Consider the following 20,350-nt stretch of genomic DNA (forward strand, 5'->3'; position numbering starts at 1 on the left):
CCTGTTAGTACGAGATAAAGTTAGTTCGGTAGATATTCTAACACCTCAGATGGTTCTGCTCTTTTCCGATAATCAGTATCTACATAAGCATAGATGATCTTCGCCTGTTGACTAATAACAAATGTAGCCGCAAGTGGCAGCTCCCAGCTATCCTCTCCATTATAGCTTGGAAGTTCCAGTGCTAATTTTTGGTATAACTCTATTAAGACTTTTTGCATTTTGAAGGTTAGGTTGTATTCGTTTGATACCTGATTCCCTTTATCACTTAACAAATGAAATTGCAGCTCATTTTTCTCCTTCATGGTTAAAGAAGAATCTGGAGTTTGCGGGCTTACTGCCAGTATCTGTGCACCTCTTTGCTTTATTTGAGGAAGCAGCTCCTGGTAAGCCTTGAGTTCAAGGTTACAATATGGACACCAAGCTCCGCGATAAAAAGTTAATATAACAGGGCCCTTCTTAAGTTCATCATATAGAGTGACAGCTTCCCCATTTGCACTTGGCAATGTAAAGTTCGGTGCTGTTTGCCCGGCAATTAGACCTTTAGGCGCATGCTTTTCTAAATCCTCAGCGGCATCCCTAAAAATATCTTGTATTTCCTGAGGACGATTATTCACAAACTGCTTAATTTTAGCTTCAAGTTGCTCTCGTAAATTCATACTATATCCTCCCATACTTTCTTATTGTCATTCATTGTATCTAAAAAGAGGAAAAGATACTGTTACCCAGCTAACGTTTTTTATATATTCAGAAAAAAACGCCCCAGAGGCATTTAAATCCAGGGCGTTTCCTATCTATTCAAATAAGCGAAGATATTCACTATAGCCCTCTTCTTCCAGCTTATCTTTGGGAATGAATTTAAGGGCAGCAGAGTTAATGCAATATCGAAGTCCACCTTTATCACGCGGACCATCATCAAAGACATGTCCTAAATGAGAATCTGCCGAGGTGCTTCTGACTTCAATGCGTCTCATCCCATGTGACGTATCTAGTTTTTCGAGAACTTCTTGATGCTTTATAGGCTTGGTAAAGCTTGGCCACCCACAACCAGAATCAAATTTATCAAGAGAGCTAAATAGTGGCTCTCCAGAAATAATGTCTACATAGATTCCTTCCTCCTTATGATCCCAAAATTCATTTTGGAAGGGAGGCTCCGTACCGCTTTCTTGTGTCACACGATGCTGAATAGGCGTAAGCTTCTTAATGTTTACTGAGTGGTGTTTCTTCCAATTTTCACGGATAAATCCTGCTCGGCCTGAGCCTTCTTTATAACGGTTATAATGTAAGGAATTCTTTTTATAATAACCTTGATGATATTCTTCAGCAGGATAAAACACGGCTGCCTCTTTTATTTCTGTAACAATTGGTTTTGTAAACCTTTTGCTGTCCTCTAGCTTCTTTTTAGATTCTTCAGCGAGACGCTTTTGTTCCTCAGTATGATAAAAAATGGCCGTTTTGTAAGACTCTCCTCGATCCCCAAACTGACCTTGAGCATCAGTTGGATCTATTTGCTGCCAAAATAGCTCTAACAGCTTTTCGTATGGAAACACGTTCGGATCATACGTAATTTGAACAGCCTCGTAATGACCCGTTTTATTCGAACACACTTCATTGTAGGTTGGGTTCTCTTTATGTCCACCTGTATAGCCCGACACAACTTTTATAATACCTGGCAACTCATCAAAGGGCTGAACCATACACCAAAAACATCCACCAGCAAATGTAGCTAACTCATATTGTGTTGACATAGTCCTACCTCCTATAGATGTTAATTTATCCAGATTACCAATACAGTGCAGAAAAAACCCCTCAGTCTAAGGGGTTCTTTTCTATCAGTTTTTTTTATTTTCTTTTCCAAGTAGATTGAATCTGAATAAAGTTCGTATCCTTTAAGATGTTGAATACTGGACATCTTGAATCTGTTTTCTCTTTTAGCTCTTGAATTCTTTCATCAGACTCGTCAGTATCAACAAGTGCTTCAATCTTAAGCGTCTGGAAGTATTGCTTGACAGAAGGGTCACCCATTAATCCTTTTGGATCTAAAGCTCCTTCAATTTTGAAGTCAATTCCGTTGAGGTTAAACTTCATTTCTTTTGCTACAATGTTTGCAATGTAATTTTCACATCCTGCAAGTGATCCAAGAAGTGTGTTTAAAGGGTTTGCACCCTTATCGTTTCCACCTAAATTCTTTGGCTCGTCTACATAAAATGTATGAGCTCCGGCCTTAACCTCTGTAGTTACCTGTTGTGATGTTGATTCAATACCAAATTTAAGTAATGCCATGATTAATTCCTCCTAAAATGTTTTTTCATTTACTTACACTTTGGAGTATAACCAGAATCCTTTTTAAAAAATGTTAGATGCCTTACATATTTCATGCATTTTTTAAAAATGCTTCGCGCCGTGTAAAAGATACAAGCATATTCTCAAAAGAAAGAGCAAAAATAATTACATGGATAAAGCAAGCTTTACAAGATGAAAACCTTATTTTATACGAAGGTTGGGGTTCAAAAAAGAAAAGGTATGACCATAATACAAGAAGATTATGTTTAGTTACATCTGATGGCTATTTTATTTTTATTCCCTTGCGGTGCTATTCCTTGCCCCTATCCATTTTGTAATGATATGTTTTTATTTTTTCAAAAGGTATTGCGATATTAACTATTTTTACCCTTTTCTGTACTCCTCAACTGGTTAAGTTTACTTATTTCAATTCTCAACTCTACTTTATTGTTTACCATCACTTGTGATACGGTTCCCCACGATTAATCCGAAAAGCTCGATAAATCTGCTCGACAAGCACGAGTTTCATCAGCTGATGCGGATAAGTAATCTTACCAAAAGAAATCTTTTCATTAGCGCGTTTCATAACAGCATCACTCAAGCCTAAAGAGCCTCCAATCACGAAGGCAACCTTGCTCTTGCCATACGTCGCAAGCTGATCTAAGTTCTTAGCTAAATCTTCAGATGAGACAGCCTTTCCTTCGATCGCCATTGCAATCACATGCACATCTTGGCCGATCTTTGCTAAAATTCTCTCACCTTCAGCGTTTTTAACCATAATCATCTCTTGATCACTTAAGGTTTCAGGTGCTTTTTCATCAGGAACCTCGATGATTTCTACTTTTGCATAAGGTCCTAGTCGCTTTAAGTATTCATCAATACCTAGTTTTAAGTATTTTTCTTTTAATTTCCCTACGGAAACGATTGAAATATTCACTTGTTGAAAACTTCCTTTCAAATAAGTTATCCCCAGAACTTATCCACATATGCACAATTAGTGCTATATCTTGTAGGCGTTCATATGTTCGATACTTTATATACACCTTTGTTTTCGCAGTATTCACAACCTGTTGATAACTCATCATTCTCTGTTAGTAACTCAACAACAGGTGGTGTTTCAAACTCATCCACAATGATGTCAATCGCAAGCTCAGCATGGTCTTTGCAGCAAATAATAACCAAATCTTTTCACTCCTAACTTATCCACAATCCTTCTTATTACACTAACGAATATACAGCTGTGTGTAAACAATCCGCTAAAATAAAGTTGTCCACATGTTGAATTACTTTTTAATTCTTTCTTTAATGGGAGATGATCTTTTTATTTCCTTTCTTCACCGTCAAGTTGATTGAAGTGTAAGGTGCGAGACTCTCGGCTAGGACAAGCGGTCAGGTGAGACACTTAATGGCGCATAGCGGCAAGTGGCTCACCGCCTGCCCCGCGGAAAGCGAGCAACCTGAAACGGAAATCAACTCACTCTCAAAGTCACCAGAGCCTCACCAAAAAGAAAAAACAGGAGACCCTAAAGCCCCCTGCTTCCACTTTTATTGAGATTGCTTACCACCGCTCAATTCAACTTTAACGGTATTCTTCTTCCCATCACGATAGTACGTCACATCAACCTCATCACCAATCTTCGCCTTTGTATAAAGGAACTTACGAAGAGCGATTGGGTCTTTGATCTTCTCCCCACCCATCTCGACAATTACGTCCATTTCCTTAATACCCGCACGAGCTGCTGGTGAAGCTGAAGTGATTTCCATAACAACGACACCTTCTTGTACGCTGTCTGGAATCTTCAATGTTTGTTCACGCTGATACGTGTTCACTTGAGAAAGCGGAATGATGTTAACGCCCAAGAACGGTCTGCGTGTTTCACCATAGTTCTCAAGGTCTTCGATGATCGGTTTTGCCACATCAGATGGAATAGCAAATCCGATTCCTTCTACTTCGTTCTGTGCGATTTTAGAAGAGTTAATACCAATCACCTGACCTGCGATATTAATCAGTGCTCCACCGCTGTTACCAGGGTTGATCGCTGCGTCTGTTTGAATAACTTCAGCTTGCCAATCTGGATTTCCGTCTTGATCCAAATCTACGGGAATCGAACGATCCGCACTAGATACGATACCTTGTGTGACTGATCCAGGGAAGTTTCCGAGTGGGTTACCGATTGCGATGGCAGGTTCACCACGTTTTAAGTCACCTGACACTCCAAACTCCGCTACACTATCGACCTTGCTGCCATCAATCTCAACTACAGCTAAGTCCATCAGAGGATCTGTTCCGCGTAATGTACCTTTAAGCTTCGTTCCGTTGCTAAGCGTGATCTCAATCTGGTTCGCATCCGCAACAACGTGGTCGTTTGTAACCACATACGCTTTGTTGCCTTCTTTTTTATAAATAACACCTGATCCTGTCCCAGCTGGCTGCTGGCTCCAAAAATCAGTCTGTTGAATGTTGATGACTTCCACTACCGCTCCAGATGCTTTATCAACGGCATCTGTTACATTCGTAGTCAGATCGACATCCACTTTTCGCTGTTCTACATCTTCGTCAGTACCTAAACCATTTTGTTCTTCATTCGGAGGATACAGATTGTCTGGTAAAAGACCAGCTCCTCCTAGTGCAGGTACTGTAAATAGGACAAGCAAACCGCCTAGAATAGCTCCTAGCAAAGCTGGTAGAAACTTTCCTCCGCGGTTTCCTTTTTGTCGAGATGGTGATTCATAATCATCATCGTAATAGCCCATATGCTCCTCACCGTTCCTTTCAACAATTAAATGGATGAATTCATAACCTAGTATAAGCAATTAGTCCTGAAATTATGGACATTTTGGGTTATTTTTCATAATTTCCCACACTTATTGTTATTTCCGGAAACGGCTTACTTTAAACAAGTAAGTATTTTAGACTAAAGCTAATTTTGTTGGCTGACTCGCGTCTGTATCATGCAGAATCACTTGTTCACCAGCTGAAATATCATACGTCTTCAACGTCTGCTCAACCGCTAAGCGAGCAATATCCTTCATGTTGTTGTCTCTACTCAAGTGAGCAAGATAGATGTGTTTTGTGCCGTCACCGATTACATCAGCGAGAGCATGTCCACAATCTTCGTTCGAAATATGACCATGGTCCCCTAGAATACGACGTTTAATGTTCCATGGATAACGCCCCATCATGAGCATATTGATGTCATGGTTCGATTCGATCACGAGCGAGTGGCTGTCACGGATGATACCTTTCATACGATCGCTCACATAGCCTGTATCTGTCATGAGCGCAAGCTTGCGGCCGTTGTGATGGAACACGTAGAACATCGGTTCCGCCGCATCATGAGACACACCAAAAGATTCAACTTCTAAATCGTTGAACGTCTTCACACTTTCCATCTCAAACTCAAACTTTTGCTCGGTCGCCACTTCACCAATCAAACCGTTCATAGCATTCCACGTGTTTTTGTTCGCATAGATCGGCAGCTTAAATTTCCGAGCCAGCACACCGAGTCCTTTAATGTGATCGCTATGTTCATGCGTGACGAGGATGCCGTCAATGTCCGCCACCTCACCACATGCTGCTTTTTCAAATAAAATCTGAATCTGTTTGGCACTTAAGCCTGCATCCACGAGCAAGCGTGTTTGTTCGGTTTCAACGTAAACAGCGTTTCCCGAACTGCCGCTTGCAAGAACGCTAAATTTTAAACTCATAACCGCATGTTCCTCTCTACTCTGCCTTTTCCGTCAAAACTTGAATGGAACTGTCAGTCGCATTAACTAAATACTGTCCGTCCTTGGTTTCTATGAACCATGTAGGTGTATAAACCTGAACTTCCCCTTCACCTACAAGGCTATAGTGGCCAAGCTCTACTTTTTGTATATGATCACCTTTTTGAAGGTTCGTTTCTAGTAGTTTCTCAAGCGCCTTACTAGGTGAGATGATCTGTTGAAAAGCTCCTTGTCTCGTAATAAAGAGATAGGTCTGCGTAAAACTAGTAAGATTTCCTTTGTCATCAAGCTTGAACTTAATCATACCGTTCGGCACATCAAAATCTTTTCCGTCAGAAACAATGCCAAAATTAGTAGGATTATAGAAGACCTTTTTCTCTTGATAAACTTGCGTAAACCAGATGATATTGCTCTTTTTATCCCATTCATAAAATGCGTATTCTTTACCGCGGGTTATGTTATCTTCTGCAAATTGATTAAGCTCTGAGATCAAATCTTTCGTGTCCTTCTTCGGAAGATCCATCGGTTTACTAAGATCATAGTGAAGGGTGATGTCAGTGCTCACTTCCTTATCCAGCGATACATTTTTTTCAGGAGATTTCTTTTCTTCTTCTGAAAACTTGTAACGCTGGGCACTGATTAAGGTTTGTTTTTCTTTATATTTCGGCAGCTTTTCCGAGAGTGAGATTTCGTTATTCGCTAACCGCTCTTCTAAAGGCTGATCTGTAAGTCTCGAGATGTTGTTAATGTCGTTCTTTTGATAGAGCTGATAACCCAAGAATAGATTTAAGACAAGAAAGGTAAGGATAAAAATGCTTTTTGTTCTTTGCCAATTCAATTTAATCCTTCCTTTCCAGTCTGTGAAAATAACGGTTGCCATCCTTTAGCATCATAATTAATAAACCATTGTGGCTCTAACTTATATACATGTGGTTCTTTTTGCTTTTTCATCGTGAATCCAATTCGAACATCTTGTACATAGTTCTGGTTGTAATCTTTTTCTTCAAGCTCTTTAATAACATCTAAACCTGATTGGATGTTTACCTTCTGTGAAAGATAAGACTGTTGGTCGAGTTGTAACTGAACAAGTGAGCGCTGATATTCCTTAAGCTCGTTTTCATACCACACTAGGCTCATCTGCATCTCCTGATCCAACACAGGCAGATTCTCAACAAACAGCCAGAAATTTGCGGAATACGTTGATAGACCGGAAAGAATATACGGATTTCCCCATCCTGCGTGCGTATTGATGTAGTCTAAGGATTGATAGAGCGGTGAAATATTAGGTGTTGTATTTGGATTTCGATTTCCTGCAAAGTTAGTAAACGTGAAACGATTTTGCAATTCGTTCACAACCATTGCCGCTGTGCCGTCAGCATATGTGATCTGATTTTTATCGGAAGCACTTTTTACCGCTAACGGATCTTTAAACAGCGCTTTTTTATACATTTCATACGTATCTTCGCCTGTTGCTTTTGAAAAGTACGTATAACGGATCAAGGACAGAGATTCCTTAGGAAAATAAAATCTTCTTAAGATCTCTGCTTGTCCTTCTTTTCCGTCATCTTCAATATCATATTGGATATAAGGGATTAAGTTGCCTGTATCGACCCACTTATCCATATCTCTTATTAAAGGATTTAGCTGATTATTCGTTGCCCTTATCTTTTGCATCTTCTTTTGTTGATAAGAAACAAGATAGCCTTCGATACTATCTGTCATCTTATCTTGATATAAAAAGATTCGGTCTACATTTTGTGGTTTCGTGGCTTGTATTTCAGATTCAAACGAGAAGATTTCTTTATAGATATCCTGACTCATGCCTGCTGGAAAAATAATCTCCACATACTTGTTATCACGTAAAAACTTTTCATCTGGATCAAAAGCTCGATTATTTCTGGAACCTGTATCAAACGTAAATTTCGTTTCGTTCAAGCCCAAATGAAATTCTTTCATTAAGTTACTTGCTTCAAGTCCGTACATCTCATCCCCACTATGGTAGATCACCTGTGTAGGGTAAACAAGTTGCTTCACGCCAGCTTCAACATCTACTTCCTGTTTCTTAACGATACGAGCTCCTTCTAAAGATGGATAGCTTGGCTTGAAAGTCCATAAACTCCATGTGAGAACAAGGCTTAAACCGATTAATAAAGTAAGCGCGATCGATTTAATATGTTCATAATTCTTCTTGAAAAAAGTGATCACTTCTTTTGCATGTGTAATCCACTTTAACCAGTTCATTGCTGCAGCCCCTCCTTAACCTTTTTTAAAGGAAGAGTAAAGTGGATGGTCGTTCCTTGGCCCCACTCACTTTCTGCCCAGATGTCTCCGCCATGCGCAAGTACGATTTCTTTTGCGATCGCGAGACCTAGGCCTGTGCCCCCGATATCTCGAGAACGGGCACGGTCTACCCTAAAGAATCGATCAAAGATCTTAGAAACGTTATTCTTCGGAATTCCAACACCCTGATCTGAAATACTTACCTTCACCTTGCGGCCGATCACGGAAGCGTTAAAGGTGATCGTTCCACCTTCAGGAGAATATTTCATCGCGTTCGAGATGATATTATCAAGCACTTGTGTCATCTTATCGGTATCCAGTTGAACGTTGATCTTGTGCTTAGGCAGGGACCTAGAAAGTTCAATATTTTCCTTTTCAAGCATCTCAAAACGATCGATGATGCCGTTCAAGAATTCGACCAGATCAATCTCAAAAAAGTTAAATCGGTAATCTTTGCTGTCCATTTTTGATAATTGAAGCAGATCGGTTACAAGCCTGATCATACGTTCAGTCTCATTCTGAGTAACCTCTAAGAAACGCGGAGCGATGTTCTCATCTTGCCACGCCCCTTCAGCCAGCGCCTCCAGATAACTTCTCATCGTCGTCAGCGGTGTCCTTAATTCGTGCGAAACGTTGAATACAAACTCACGTCGTTCATTATCGATCTGTTCTTGCTCAGTAACATCATGAAGAACACAAATAAGACCATTGATTGGCCCGTCATCTTTTTGTATCGTGGAGAAGTTTGCTCGCACCACATAATGCAAATCGTCCGTACTAAAATCAAGCAGCATGGATTCGTATTCGTTATAAAGCTCTTCCCACGTGTATTCCGTATTTAAGCGCAATAGCTCCATAAGAGGCGTTCCTAGCGCGTTCTGTCTAGAGATGTTCAGCATCTCTTCAGACCGGTCGTTCATGAGGATGATCGCTCCGTCACGATCTGTCGCAATCACACCATCTGTCATATACGTAAGAACGGAACGCAGCTTTCTTCGTTCACTTTCTGTAATGGCCGTGGCTTCTTGCAGCTTTGTTGTTAAGTTGTTAAAGGTCATAGCAAGCTGACCGATCTCATCGTCTCCATACAGCTGAACTTTTCGAGAAAAGTCCCCTCTTGCCATTACAAGAGCTTGCTTTCTCATATCTGCCATAGGCCTTGTGATCGTACGTGCCAAAAAGACCCCTAGCAGTCCGGTAATTATAAGTGCGATTACGGTTCCAGTCACTAGAATGCTATTGATTCGAGAAATCTGTTTAAAGATACCTTCAATAGAAGCTACTAAATAGATGGCGCCAATGTTCTCTCCAGTAGCATCAATCTTGATTGGTTTGGCGAGCACCATCACCCGCTCACCCTCATGAAGCATGATCTCATCATCGACCGTTCCTTCTAGAGCAAGCTTGATCTTAGGATTGAAGCTGATCTGCCCCACCAACTGTGGTTTATTGCTCGCAAGCACCATACCATCTTCATTAAGTACCTGGATCTCTTTCTCTTCGAACTCCTCGTCAATTAACGCTTGAATATCGTCTTCAAGCGTTATTGGAGATTCGCCATCTTCGGCTTTTTTTTCTTTGTATCGATCTTTGTCCTTCATCTTTTGCTCAACGTTAAACTCTAATAAATTCACTCTATCGTATAGTGATTTAGAGAAACTCTGCCGAAGATCAGATTCTAAGTTGTTAATAAAATAAACACTGATCACTTGCATGGCTATTAAAATGAGCAATACATAAATCAATACAAACTTAACGTGTATTGATTTAAAAAAATTGACTTTATCCATCATGACTACTCCTGATCAGGATTTCTTAAGTAATACCCCACTCCGCGTCTTGTAATGATCCATAATGGGTGACTTGGGTTATCTTCCACTTTTTCGCGCAGACGACGAACCGTTACATCGACCGTTCTTACATCACCAAAATAGTCATATCCCCATACCGTTTGAAGCAAGTGTTCACGCGTCATCACTTGTCCGATATGTTTTGCTAAATAATGCAGCAGTTCAAATTCACGATGTGTTAACTCAATCGTTTCACCACGTTTAGTCACGATATACGCATCAGGATGAATCGTAAGTGAACCGATCGTGATCTCGTTGTTTTCGTCTACTTCACGCTCAGATTCCTGCTGATGACGGCGCAGGTTAGCTTTAACACGTGCGATTAATTCACGCGTGCTGAACGGCTTCGTTACGTAATCGTCCGCACCAAGCTCTAAGCCTAATACTTTATCAATTTCAGAATCTTTTGCTGTAAGCATGATGATCGGCATATCGTACTTTTTACGGATCTCACGACACACTTCCATGCCGTCTTTTAGAGGAAGCATGATATCTAGTAAAATCATATCCGGCTTCTCTTTTTCTACCTTTTCTAACGCATTGATGCCATCATACGCGCAGCTAACAGTAAAACCTTCTTTTTCAAGATTAAACTGCAGAATATCTGCAATGGGCTTTTCATCATCCACAACGAGAATTTTCTTATCCATGAGAACGCTCCTTCTTTCGGAAACTCTATTTTATATATAGCAGAATATTTTGTAGTATCGATTATATGGTATCTCTACTATTTTATCACAGTTGAAACTTTCTCCATACTACTAGCAAAACCTTCTAATTTTAGACAAAGAAAAGTTGGTATCAGCAAGAAAAACCTCCCAGGAATTAATTATTCCTAAGAGGTTTGTTTATTATCATCATTGTAGTGTAAGATGCGAGACTCCTAGGGGATCAGCGGGACAGGTGAGACTCTTAACAGCGCAGATCGCTAAGAGGCTCACCGCACGCCCCCTGGAAAGCGAGCATCTGAAACGGAAATCAACCTACTTTCACATTACTTTAATTTTCACTTACAAAATCAGCTGGATCCTTAAGCACACCGTTCTCATACACTTCAAAATGCAAATGCACACCAGTAGATTGACCCGTTGAACCCATCACACCAATCTTAGACCCCTTCTGCACCACATCACCTGCTGATACAGACATCGAATCAAGATGCGCATAAATGGTTCTCATACCGTTATTGTGATCAATGATAATCTTGTTCCCATAATCTCCATCCCATCCGGCAGAAACAACTCTACCATTGTCAGCAGCTAGGATTGAGCGTTCTGAAGGTCGAGCAATATCCATACCTTTGTGCTCTTTACCCCAACGCGTGCCTTTATGGCTAGAAATATATCCACCTACAGCCGGCCAAGAAAGAGTGCCTGTCCCTTTGGAAGGAATCACTTTCGTACCAATCTTTTGAATTTCATTAACCGGTTCTTTCACTCGCTTCTTCTCTAAAATCTCTTTTTGTAGCACCGTGTTATCGGCTTTTCTTGTTGTATACGTAATATCTTCTAACCCAGACTGGCCTTTTTGAACCGTTTTAATCTGTCCTTTTTCCAGCGTACTGTCTTCTTGTTTCTCGACCTGGAAAGGAAGTTCATTCTGAACACGCGTTGCCTCGTATATGAGTACTTCAGTAAAAGGCTTTTTCTCTGTAACAGTTACTGCCTGTCCCGTACGAACAACGGGGACTAGCATAAGCCTTGGGTTTAGCGTAAAGAACTGATCCATCGTTAAGTAATATCTTTCTAGGATCGACTGAACCGTTTCTCCCTTTTTAACTATATGCTCTTTTTGGTGCAGACTGCCTTCTTTTAAAGAAGAAATGGCATCATCTACTGTAACGAGCTCACTGATGGATGTTTGCGCTTTTTGAATAAGAACTGGCGAAGAAAAGTCGATATCCACCACTTTTCGTTCTCCTGGTTTTAAGTCCGGTACTTCAAGCTTTTCATTCTCTGCTTTCTTTTTTTCGATGGCATCTAACTCTGCCTTTGAGACATGCTCAAGCTTTAGCTTCAGCAACGTATCTTTCGCTTCTTTCTTGCTAGAGACATACGCAACAGTTTGTCCGCCAACGACCAAACGATAAGCCTCAACTTCAACCGTAAGCTGCTCCTTCAAGTTCTCTCTTACTTCTTCGTTATCGAACTCTGGTCTGAACATCTTTTCAGGCTTAAGCTCGATAGACTCTCTCACAGCAAAAGCAAAGTTATTCTCTCTACCTTTTGCCTGTTGAAGAATTTGGTCGACGGTCTCATCGACAACACTTTCTTCACGGACCGTTCCAACCTTCTTTCCATCTACATAAACGTGATACACCGTTTTGATCAACTGGTTATCGTCGCTACTCGCGGATGTGTTCGATGGATTCATCGTGAATGCTGACACTATTAAAATCACTGCAACAAACGGCAGTGCGATATATTTAATAAATCTTTCAGTGGTTTTTCGACTGTTCACTTTTTCTATTTCCCCCTAAAGATTCTCTCTAGATATCTCTAAAATATGCCTAAAGACCTACTGCTTCTTATGTCTTTAGCACCTCTAGTATCCTATCATAAGGAATTTCGCTTTGTCAGAATTTCAGGGATTTTGTAATGCAACTGTAAATAAACGACATAAAAAAGAGCATAAATTCACCGATTTATACCCTTTTTTAACACCTATTCCGTTAATTTGATGCGTTCTTTTATATCATCTTTTTGAACATACACAACAAGGAAGCTGATCGGAATCAGAAGCAATGTCTCAAGCCACTGCTTTTCAAACAGCCAGTAGAAGAAAGGTGTGAGTGCAAAAGCAAAAAGCCCCGCTACGGTTAGACTTCTTTTAATTCCATAAAAGAGTAGAAAAGCAGCTGCTACAAGAACGGCAGATATAGGGTGAAAAATAATCATACCTCCGATAAAGGAAGCCACTCCCTTTCCACCATGAAAACGAAGAAAGATCGGATAAAGATGCCCTAGAATCACCGCTAAAAAACCGAGAAGCTGTATATATGGTGGATATTGAAATTGTATCCCTGCCCAAACGACCGCAGCCGCTTTTAGAATGTCACCAGCTAACGTCAGTACGAATCCTGAAGGTCCTAATACCCTGCCAGCATTCCGCGCTCCTATATTTCCGCTGCCTAACAATCGTAAATCAACGCCTTTTATAAGCTTTGCTACAAGAAACCCTGTCATGATGCAACCAACAAGGTAACTCGCGATCAAATACAGCGCCCATTCAAATTCCATCTGTATGATCACTACCTTCCTCATCCCAATTGATACACTATATTCGAACGATTGAGTACTTATCCCTCTTTATCAGCATTAAAAGTCTATGGTTGGTGTGAAAATGTTTGAAACGTGAGTGTGTAGATGCTGATTTGTGCAGTGGATGTCTCTTTGTATGCTTTTTTGGAGGTGTATCCGTGTTGTTTTTGCGGTGTGAAGGGGGTCAGCCCATATACCTAGCTGGGTACTGAAACTGTAAATTAAGCCTAATCTGGATGGAATTAAGTTAAAACGAAAAAAATTAAGTCAAAATCGATAGCAATTAAGTCTAAAAAATAAAATAAAGGCCATTCGATCATTCTCGACATTCACGACTCCGCTCCATACCCCTCACCCAAGCCTGCCCACAAAATTACAAAAAAAAGCATGCTCCCTTTTCAAGGAACATGCAACATGTTTTAGGATTTAAAGTAAAATGGTGGCTCGAGACGGAATCGAACCGCCGACACGAGGATTTTCAGTCCTCTGCTCTACCATCTGAGCTATCGAGCCATAAAAGTGGCGGACCCGACCGGGGTCGAACCGGCGATCTCCTGCGTGACAGGCAGGCATGTTAACCACTACACCACGAGTCCACTTAAATGTTTTTACCTATTTACTTAGAAAAAATGGTGACCCGTACGGGATTCGAACCCGTGTTACCGCCGTGAAAGGGCGGTGTCTTAACCGCTTGACCAACGGGCCACTTTTTTTAAAAAAAGTGGTGAGCCATGAAGGACTCGAACCTTCGACCCTCTGATTAAAAGTCAGATGCTCTACCAACTGAGCTAATGGCTCGTGCTTTGTTTTAAAACGTTTGTCGTTTTTTCACGACAAGTGTTACTTTATCACGATATTGAAGCTTTGACAATATGTTTTCTATATATTTTTCAAAAAAACTTTCAAATGCTTAAAAATACTCACGAAAGCATTACTCATTCATCAAAAATATAGCCCCTCGTTTCAACAAGGGGCCACAAAATTATTTATGCGAATACGCCACGTACCATGTTTGTTTGTGCTCGGTCTGGTCCAACTGAGAAGATAGAAAGTGGAATACCAGTAACTTGCGAGATACGCTCTACATAATGACGCGCGTTCTCTGGAAGTTCTCCAAGATCCTTCACACCTGTAATATCTTCGGTCCAGCCCGGCATTTCTTCGAATACAGGCTCACATTGAGCAAGCTCTTTAAGGCTAGCTGGGAATTCATACGTTAGTTCACCTTTGTATTTGTAGGCTACACAGATCTTCAACGTTTCAATACCTGTTAGAACGTCGATTGAGTTCAAAGACAGATCCGTGATACCTGAAACACGGCGAGCATGACGCACAACAACTGCGTCAAACCAACCTACACGGCGCGGACGTCCTGTCGTTGTACCGTACTCACGGCCAACTTCACGAATTTGATTACCGATCTCATCATGAAGCTCAGTTGGGAAAGGACCATCACCAACACGTGTTGTATAAGCTTTTGAAACACCAACAACATGGTTGATCTTTGACGGACCAACACCAGAACCGATCGTTACTCCACCTGCGATAGGGTTTGATGACGTAACGAATGGATATGTTCCTTGGTCGATATCAAGCATTACACCTTGTGCGCCTTCAAAAAGAACGCGACGGCCATCGTCTAACGCATCGTTCAGAACAACTGATGTATCGACTACATATTTTTTAATTTGTTGACCGTATTCATAGTACTCATCTAAGATCTCTTCTTTTGTGAATCCTTCTGATTCGTAGATGCGTTCGAATAAACGATTCTTTTCCGCTAAGTTGCGTTCAAGTTTCTCTTCAAATTCTTCACGATCTAAAAGGTCAGCGATACGGATTCCGATACGAGCTGCTTTATCCATGTATGCAGGACCGATTCCTTTTTTCGTTGTACCGATTTTGTTAGCACCCTTGCTCTCTTCCTCTAAGATATCTTGACGAAGGTGATAAGGAAGAATCACGTGCGCACGGTTAGAGATACGAAGGTTGTCCGTACTTACTCCGTGGCTGTGAAGGTAAGCAAGTTCTTCAAGAACTGCTTTCGGATCGACAACCATTCCGTTTCCGATCACGCAAATTTTATCTTTATAAAAGATTCCAGATGGAATAAGGTGAAGCTTATACTTCTTTCCTTCAAATACAATTGTATGACCAGCGTTGTTACCGCCTTGGTATCGAGCTACTACTTCTGCTTTTTCTGAGAGATAATCGGTAATCTTACCTTTTCCTTCATCTCCCCATTGTGTTCCTACTACTACTACTGATGACATGGTTGTTGCACCTCCATGAAATTAACGATTGACGAATTTATCATCTAATCTTGAAAACCATGCTTAGTTTAGCAATATATCTGATAGAAGTCAATCAAAAACACGAACATTAAAAGAAAAAACAATATTTTCGTTCGTAATAATTTTACATTTCTATAGCCAGAAGATCGAAAACCTTATCGTATCCTGTAGTATTCACCTTTTTTAGGAGGTACGATTCTTTGCTTATCGATAAATTAATGGTGGCTTACATGGATACAAAAGCAAACCACATCTATTATTTAGATAAAAATGAACAAACGATATTGCTTGATGCGATCGAGCCAGGCGGTCTTCCCAACCTAGAATTTCTAGATGCTGAAGAACCAGAGCGATTTCTTGAGATTCCAAAAGTGATGAACGTTGAATCCTTCAGCTGGATGGTTGAGTTTGAGAGCTTTCATCAAAACAACGAACTGCTGCACGCGTTAAATGAGGATGAGCCTTTTAAACGTTTTACCGAAAAAGTAAGTGAACTGAGCCTGCATGAAAAATGGCAGACGTTTCAAAAAGATAAAGTTAAAAACAGAATAAAGATGTGGTTAACAGAAAATAAAATCAAAGAAATACAAAAGCAGCCGGAATAATTCCCAGCTGCTTTTTTTATGCGCCTGGCGGTATAGCACTCTCATCGTGCCGCCTGTCCAGGTTAACGAACTTGTTATATTCTTTTACGAAAGCAAGCTCTACCGTTCCTGTTGGACCGTTACGCTGCTTAGCGATAATGATCTCGATGATGTTCTTCGCTTCTGATTCTTTATCATAATAATCGTCACGATATAAGAAAGCAACGATATCGGCATCCTGCTCGATGGAACCTGATTCACGGATATCTGACATCATCGGACGCTTGTCCTGACGAGATTCAACACCACGTGATAGCTGTGAAAGGGCGATAACCGGCACTTCCAGCTCACGAGCAAGTGCTTTAAGGGAACGAGAGATCTCAGAAACCTCCTGCTGGCGGTTTTCGCCTGATTTTCCGCTACCCATAATAAGCTGCAGGTAATCGATCAAAATCATTCCTAGGCCTTTCTCCTGCTTCAGACGACGGCATTTCGCACGAATATCGTTAATACGAATACCCGGTGTATCATCGATATAGATACCTGCCGCTGACAAGCTTCCCATAGCCATCGTAAGCTTCTGCCAGTCTTCGGGTAACAATGACCCTGTACGAAGACGCTGTGCATCTAGATTACCCTCTGCACAAAGCATACGCATGACAAGCTGCTCAGCACCCATCTCTAGACTGAATATGGCTACATTCTCATCTGTCTTTGTCGCAACGTTCTGTGCGATATTCAGAGCAAACGCGGTTTTACCAACTGATGGACGAGCGGCAACGATGATCAGATCGTTCCGCTGAAACCCAGCCGTCATTCGGTCCAAGTCGTTAAAGCCCGTAGGTATCCCCGTAATATCACCTTTACGGTTATGAAGAGCTTCAATGTTGTCGTAAGCGTGAACCAAAACATCCTTAATCGCTGTAAAAGCACTCGTGTTCTTACGGTTCGCTACTTCTAGGATCGATTTCTCCGCTTCGTTCAGGATTGCTTCTACTTCTTCCTCACGCGCATAGCTGTTCGCGGTAATATCAGTCGCTGTACGGATCAAACGGCGAAGAAGAGACTTCTCTTCAACGATCTTGCTGTAATACTCGATGTTCGCAGCCGTCGGCGAACTATCCGCCAACTCTGTTAAAAAGGATAAGCCACCGACTTCATCCAGCTGGTTCTTATCCTGAAGCTCTGACGTAACCGTGATCAGATCGACCGGCTCACCTTTTGCGTTAAGGTCGAGCATCACGCGATAGATTCTTTGGTGAGTGGCACGGTAAAAATCTTCCGGAAGCAGAATCTCAGATGCTGTTATAAGAGCTTCGGGCTCTAAAAAGATCGCACCAAGAACAGCCTGCTCCGCTTCAACATTCTGCGGTGGTATACGGTCAGCAAATAAATCACTCATGTTAGTTCCTCCTTTCTTTACTAGTAATGGTTTGTATATGTTTTAAGAGCTTTTAGATTAGTTTGGTTTTTGGCTCCAAGTATAGGTTGATCGAAGTGTAAGGTGCGAGACTCCTGGGGGATCAGCGGGACAGGTGAGACTCTTAACAGCGCAATGCGCTAAGAGGCTCACCGCACGCCCCCCGGAAAGCGAGCATCTGAAACGGAGATCAACGCTTTCTATCCCCGCAAAAAAACCGGGAAAACCCGGCTTTTTTATTCTTCTGTTACGTGTACTTTTACAGTTGCCGTAACTTGTTGATGAACCTTGATCGAAACATTCGTATACCCAAGTGCTTTAATCGGCTCAGGAAGCTCGATCTTACGCTTATCGATCTTAATCCCTTGCTCTTTCAAGCCATCAGCGATCTGTTTGCTTGTCACAGAACCGAAAACGCGGCCGCCTTCACCTGTTTTCGTTTTGATCGTAACCGTCATCTCAGCCAATTTTGCTTTTAAAGCTTCAGCCTCTTCCAGTTGAGCTTGTTGTTTCTTCTCTTCGCTCTTCTGTTGACCTTGAAGTGTCGCCATCGCGCCAGATGTAGCTTCTGAAGCTAGGTTTTTTGGAAATAAAAAGTTGCGTGCATACCCTTCAGAAACGTTCTTAACCTCGCCTTTTTTACCTTTACCTTTTACATCTTGAAGAAAAATTACTTTCATTCCTCTTCTCCCCCTTCAATATACTCATCAATGATTAACTTTAAGTGTTTTTCCGCTTCATCAATCGAGCTGTTCTCAATCTGGCAGGCAGCGTTTGTAAGATGTCCTCCGCCTTCCAGTCTCTCCATGATCATCTGCACGTTGATGTCCCCAAGCGAACGGGCACTGATGCTTACTTTCCCGTCAATGCGGTTTGCAATAACGAAGGATGCTTGAATGCCGTTCATCGTTAATAGTATATCTGCTGCCTGAGCGATCACAACTTGATTGTATGCATCCTCAGGAGAGCTCTTGGCAATAACGATGCCTTTTTTATAGACTTCCGAACTCTCAATGAGCTTGGAACGTCTTGTATACGTGTTTAAATCTTCTTTTAAGAACTTTTGAACAAGGATCGTGTCTGCACCATGCGCCCTTAAATAAGATGCAGCATCAAACGTACGAGAACCTGTTCTAAGGGTAAAACTCTTCGTATCAACGATAATACCCGCAAGAAGGGCCGTTGCTTCAAGCATACGCATCTTCAGTCTCTTCGGCTGGTATTCGAGAAGTTCGGTCACGAGCTCTGCTGTAGATGAAGCATACGGCTCCATGTACACAAGCACCGGATCTTTAATGAAATCTTCGCCACGGCGATGGTGATCGATGACCACAACATGATCGAGCTTAGATAACAGCTTCTCTTCAATAACCATTGTCGGTTTATGTGTATCCACTATGACTAGAAGCGTGTCACGCGATGCAAGCTCTAACGCTTCTTCAGGCGAGATGAAGAACTTCCAAATCGATTCTGTTTCTTTCAGCTCATCCATCAGGCGCTGAACGCCAATGTCGATATTCGCTTGATCGAGTACGATATATCCATCTTTTCCATTCACCTGTGCGACCTTTAGGATCCCGATCGCAGAACCGATAGAGTCCATATCAGGATTCTTATGCCCCATGATGATGACCTTGTCGCTATCTGCTACCAATTCACTCAAGGCATGAGAAATGACGCGTGCACGTACGCGGGTTCGTTTCTCAACAGGATTTGTCTTTCCTCCATAGAAACGTACTTTACCGTTCGTTTGTTTGATCGCAACCTGGTCGCCTCCGCGTCCAAGAGCAAGATCTAGACTTGATTGAGATAGCTGTCCGAGCTCAGGAAGTGAAGATGTTCCAGCTGCTACCCCGATACTGAGCGTAAGAGAGATATTCTGCTTAGCTGTAGACTCTCTCACCTCATCAAGTACGCTGAATTTATTCTTTTCCAACTCATAGAGAATGCGTTGGTTGAATACAGCTAAAAATCGCTCAGAAGACGTTCGTTTAAGGAAGATGCCATGTACGTTCGCCCATTCATTCAACACAGACGTCACTTTTGAGTTGATCGTTGATCGAAACTGGTCATCTAGTCCTTGCGTTACTTCTTCATAGTTATCGAGATAGATAATCGCCATGACCGTTTGTTCTTCATCATACAAACGTTCAAGATCTAACTGCTCGGTTACATCAAAAAAGTAAAGCAGTCTATCTTCTTTCTTAAAGTTTACTTGAAATCTATGTGTGTTAATCTTAATAACTTCTTCCTTCGCATCACTCTTGATATGAGGAATCAGTTCTTCTGAAACATGGTTTAGAGAATGGCCGATAAAGGATTCTTCTTCAATGAGGGCTCCCATGTAAGGATTTGCCCATTCGATCTTAAAATCCTCATCATACAAAATAATCCCGATCGGCATTTCCATCAGCGCTTCTTCTCCCACCTTCTTCAAGCGGTGAGAAAGCGTCGAAATATAATCGCCAAGCTCCTCCTGAAAACTAGCTTCGGCTTTCATGGCATAATAAAACAAACCACCGAGCAGCACGAAGCCTGCCATTCCGATCATCCAATGAAAATACGTGATGATGCTTACCAGAACAACAGAAGTTACAAATAAGGCGATGACGGGATAACCATGCCACCGTTTTAGTAAAAACTTAGGCATACTTTC

Annotated in this window: 18 protein-coding genes and 4 tRNA genes; 1 reads left to right on the top strand and 21 read right to left on the bottom strand. The window is 41.5% G+C overall.

All coding sequences use genetic code 11. The features are described 5' to 3' along the window. Positions 1–20 precede the first annotated feature (20 nt). The 18 genes from ACNJYY_RS21775 to ACNJYY_RS21860 form a co-directional block, all read right to left on the bottom strand. A complete protein-coding gene (locus ACNJYY_RS21775; protein ID WP_231308750.1) occupies positions 21–656 on the bottom strand; it encodes a peroxiredoxin-like family protein in 636 nt (211 codons plus the stop codon). Positions 657–791: 135 nt separating this feature from the next. Next, positions 792–1,745, bottom strand: coding sequence for a peptide-methionine (S)-S-oxide reductase MsrA (gene msrA, locus ACNJYY_RS21780; protein WP_231308751.1), 954 nt, complete (start codon positions 1,743–1,745; stop codon positions 792–794). A 94-nt stretch (positions 1,746–1,839) separates the two neighbouring features. After that, positions 1,840–2,280 (bottom strand): OsmC family protein, encoded by a 441-nt coding sequence (locus ACNJYY_RS21785; RefSeq protein WP_231308752.1) that lies wholly within the window; start codon positions 2,278–2,280, stop codon positions 1,840–1,842. Positions 2,281–2,737: 457 nt separating this feature from the next. Next, on the bottom strand, positions 2,738–3,217 hold the full coding sequence (rlmH, locus tag ACNJYY_RS21790; RefSeq protein WP_197190387.1) for a 23S rRNA (pseudouridine(1915)-N(3))-methyltransferase RlmH: 480 nt from the start codon (positions 3,215–3,217) through the stop codon (positions 2,738–2,740). A gap of 80 nt (positions 3,218–3,297) precedes the next feature. Continuing rightward, positions 3,298–3,462: a CxxH/CxxC protein gene (locus tag ACNJYY_RS21795; protein WP_416730105.1), complete on the bottom strand. Its 165-nt coding sequence runs from the start codon at positions 3,460–3,462 to the stop codon at positions 3,298–3,300. A 363-nt stretch (positions 3,463–3,825) separates the two neighbouring features. Then, a complete protein-coding gene (locus ACNJYY_RS21800) occupies positions 3,826–5,034 on the bottom strand; it encodes a S1C family serine protease (RefSeq protein WP_416730106.1) in 1,209 nt (402 codons plus the stop codon). A 156-nt stretch (positions 5,035–5,190) separates the two neighbouring features. Continuing rightward, positions 5,191–5,988: an MBL fold metallo-hydrolase gene (locus ACNJYY_RS21805; protein WP_144696598.1), complete on the bottom strand. Its 798-nt coding sequence runs from the start codon at positions 5,986–5,988 to the stop codon at positions 5,191–5,193. 16 nt (positions 5,989–6,004) lie between these two features. Further along, a complete protein-coding gene (locus tag ACNJYY_RS21810; RefSeq protein ID WP_416730107.1) occupies positions 6,005–6,844 on the bottom strand; it encodes a two-component system regulatory protein YycI in 840 nt (279 codons plus the stop codon). Next, a complete protein-coding gene (locus ACNJYY_RS21815; protein ID WP_416730108.1) occupies positions 6,841–8,247 on the bottom strand; it encodes a YycH family regulatory protein in 1,407 nt (468 codons plus the stop codon). The genes ACNJYY_RS21810 and ACNJYY_RS21815 overlap by 4 nt, the downstream gene beginning before the upstream one ends. Beyond that, the gene (walK, locus tag ACNJYY_RS21820; RefSeq protein ID WP_416731932.1) at positions 8,244–10,076 is read right to left on the bottom strand and encodes a cell wall metabolism sensor histidine kinase WalK; all 1,833 of its coding nucleotides are present in this window, start codon (positions 10,074–10,076) and stop codon (positions 8,244–8,246) included. Before walK ends, ACNJYY_RS21815 begins: the two co-directional genes overlap by 4 nt. A gap of 5 nt (positions 10,077–10,081) precedes the next feature. Beyond that, positions 10,082–10,786: a response regulator YycF gene (gene yycF, locus ACNJYY_RS21825; protein ID WP_066244253.1), complete on the bottom strand. Its 705-nt coding sequence runs from the start codon at positions 10,784–10,786 to the stop codon at positions 10,082–10,084. Positions 10,787–11,135: 349 nt separating this feature from the next. Next, entirely contained in the window at positions 11,136–12,596 is a 1,461-nt protein-coding gene (locus tag ACNJYY_RS21830; RefSeq protein ID WP_416730109.1) for a peptidoglycan DD-metalloendopeptidase family protein, read from the bottom strand. Between the two features lie 203 nt (positions 12,597–12,799). Next, on the bottom strand, positions 12,800–13,387 hold the full coding sequence (locus ACNJYY_RS21835) for a glycerol-3-phosphate acyltransferase (RefSeq protein WP_416730110.1): 588 nt from the start codon (positions 13,385–13,387) through the stop codon (positions 12,800–12,802). 446 nt (positions 13,388–13,833) lie between these two features. Beyond that, a tRNA-Phe gene (locus tag ACNJYY_RS21840) sits at positions 13,834–13,909 on the bottom strand. A 7-nt stretch (positions 13,910–13,916) separates the two neighbouring features. Beyond that, positions 13,917–13,992, bottom strand: a tRNA-Asp gene (locus ACNJYY_RS21845). A 34-nt stretch (positions 13,993–14,026) separates the two neighbouring features. Further along, positions 14,027–14,101, bottom strand: a tRNA-Glu gene (locus ACNJYY_RS21850). A 17-nt stretch (positions 14,102–14,118) separates the two neighbouring features. After that, positions 14,119–14,194: transfer RNA gene (locus tag ACNJYY_RS21855), tRNA-Lys, on the bottom strand. A 188-nt stretch (positions 14,195–14,382) separates the two neighbouring features. After that, positions 14,383–15,669: an adenylosuccinate synthase gene (locus ACNJYY_RS21860; RefSeq protein WP_137791304.1), complete on the bottom strand. Its 1,287-nt coding sequence runs from the start codon at positions 15,667–15,669 to the stop codon at positions 14,383–14,385. A gap of 221 nt (positions 15,670–15,890) precedes the next feature. On the opposite strand from ACNJYY_RS21860, the gene ACNJYY_RS21865 reads away from it, so the two are divergent. Beyond that, positions 15,891–16,295 carry a UPF0158 family protein gene (locus tag ACNJYY_RS21865; protein ID WP_416730111.1) on the top strand — a complete coding sequence of 135 codons (405 nt, stop codon included), beginning with the start codon at positions 15,891–15,893 and terminating at the stop codon, positions 16,293–16,295. A gap of 16 nt (positions 16,296–16,311) precedes the next feature. Here the strand turns inward: ACNJYY_RS21865 and dnaB are convergent, their stop codons facing one another. The 3 genes from dnaB to ACNJYY_RS21880 form a co-directional block, all read right to left on the bottom strand. Beyond that, a complete protein-coding gene (gene dnaB / locus ACNJYY_RS21870) occupies positions 16,312–17,676 on the bottom strand; it encodes a replicative DNA helicase (protein WP_416730112.1) in 1,365 nt (454 codons plus the stop codon). A gap of 254 nt (positions 17,677–17,930) precedes the next feature. After that, positions 17,931–18,374 carry a 50S ribosomal protein L9 gene (gene rplI / locus ACNJYY_RS21875; protein WP_197195446.1) on the bottom strand — a complete coding sequence of 148 codons (444 nt, stop codon included), beginning with the start codon at positions 18,372–18,374 and terminating at the stop codon, positions 17,931–17,933. Further along, positions 18,371–20,344, bottom strand: a complete 1,974-nt coding sequence (locus ACNJYY_RS21880) for a DHH family phosphoesterase (protein WP_416730113.1) — start codon at positions 20,342–20,344, stop codon at positions 18,371–18,373. Before ACNJYY_RS21880 ends, rplI begins: the two co-directional genes overlap by 4 nt. Positions 20,345–20,350: the final 6 nt, after the last annotated feature.

The sequence above is a fragment of the Fictibacillus tiangongensis genome (genome assembly GCF_048083785.1).
In the GTDB taxonomy this organism is placed as follows: Bacteria; Bacillota; Bacilli; order Bacillales; family Fictibacillaceae; genus Fictibacillus.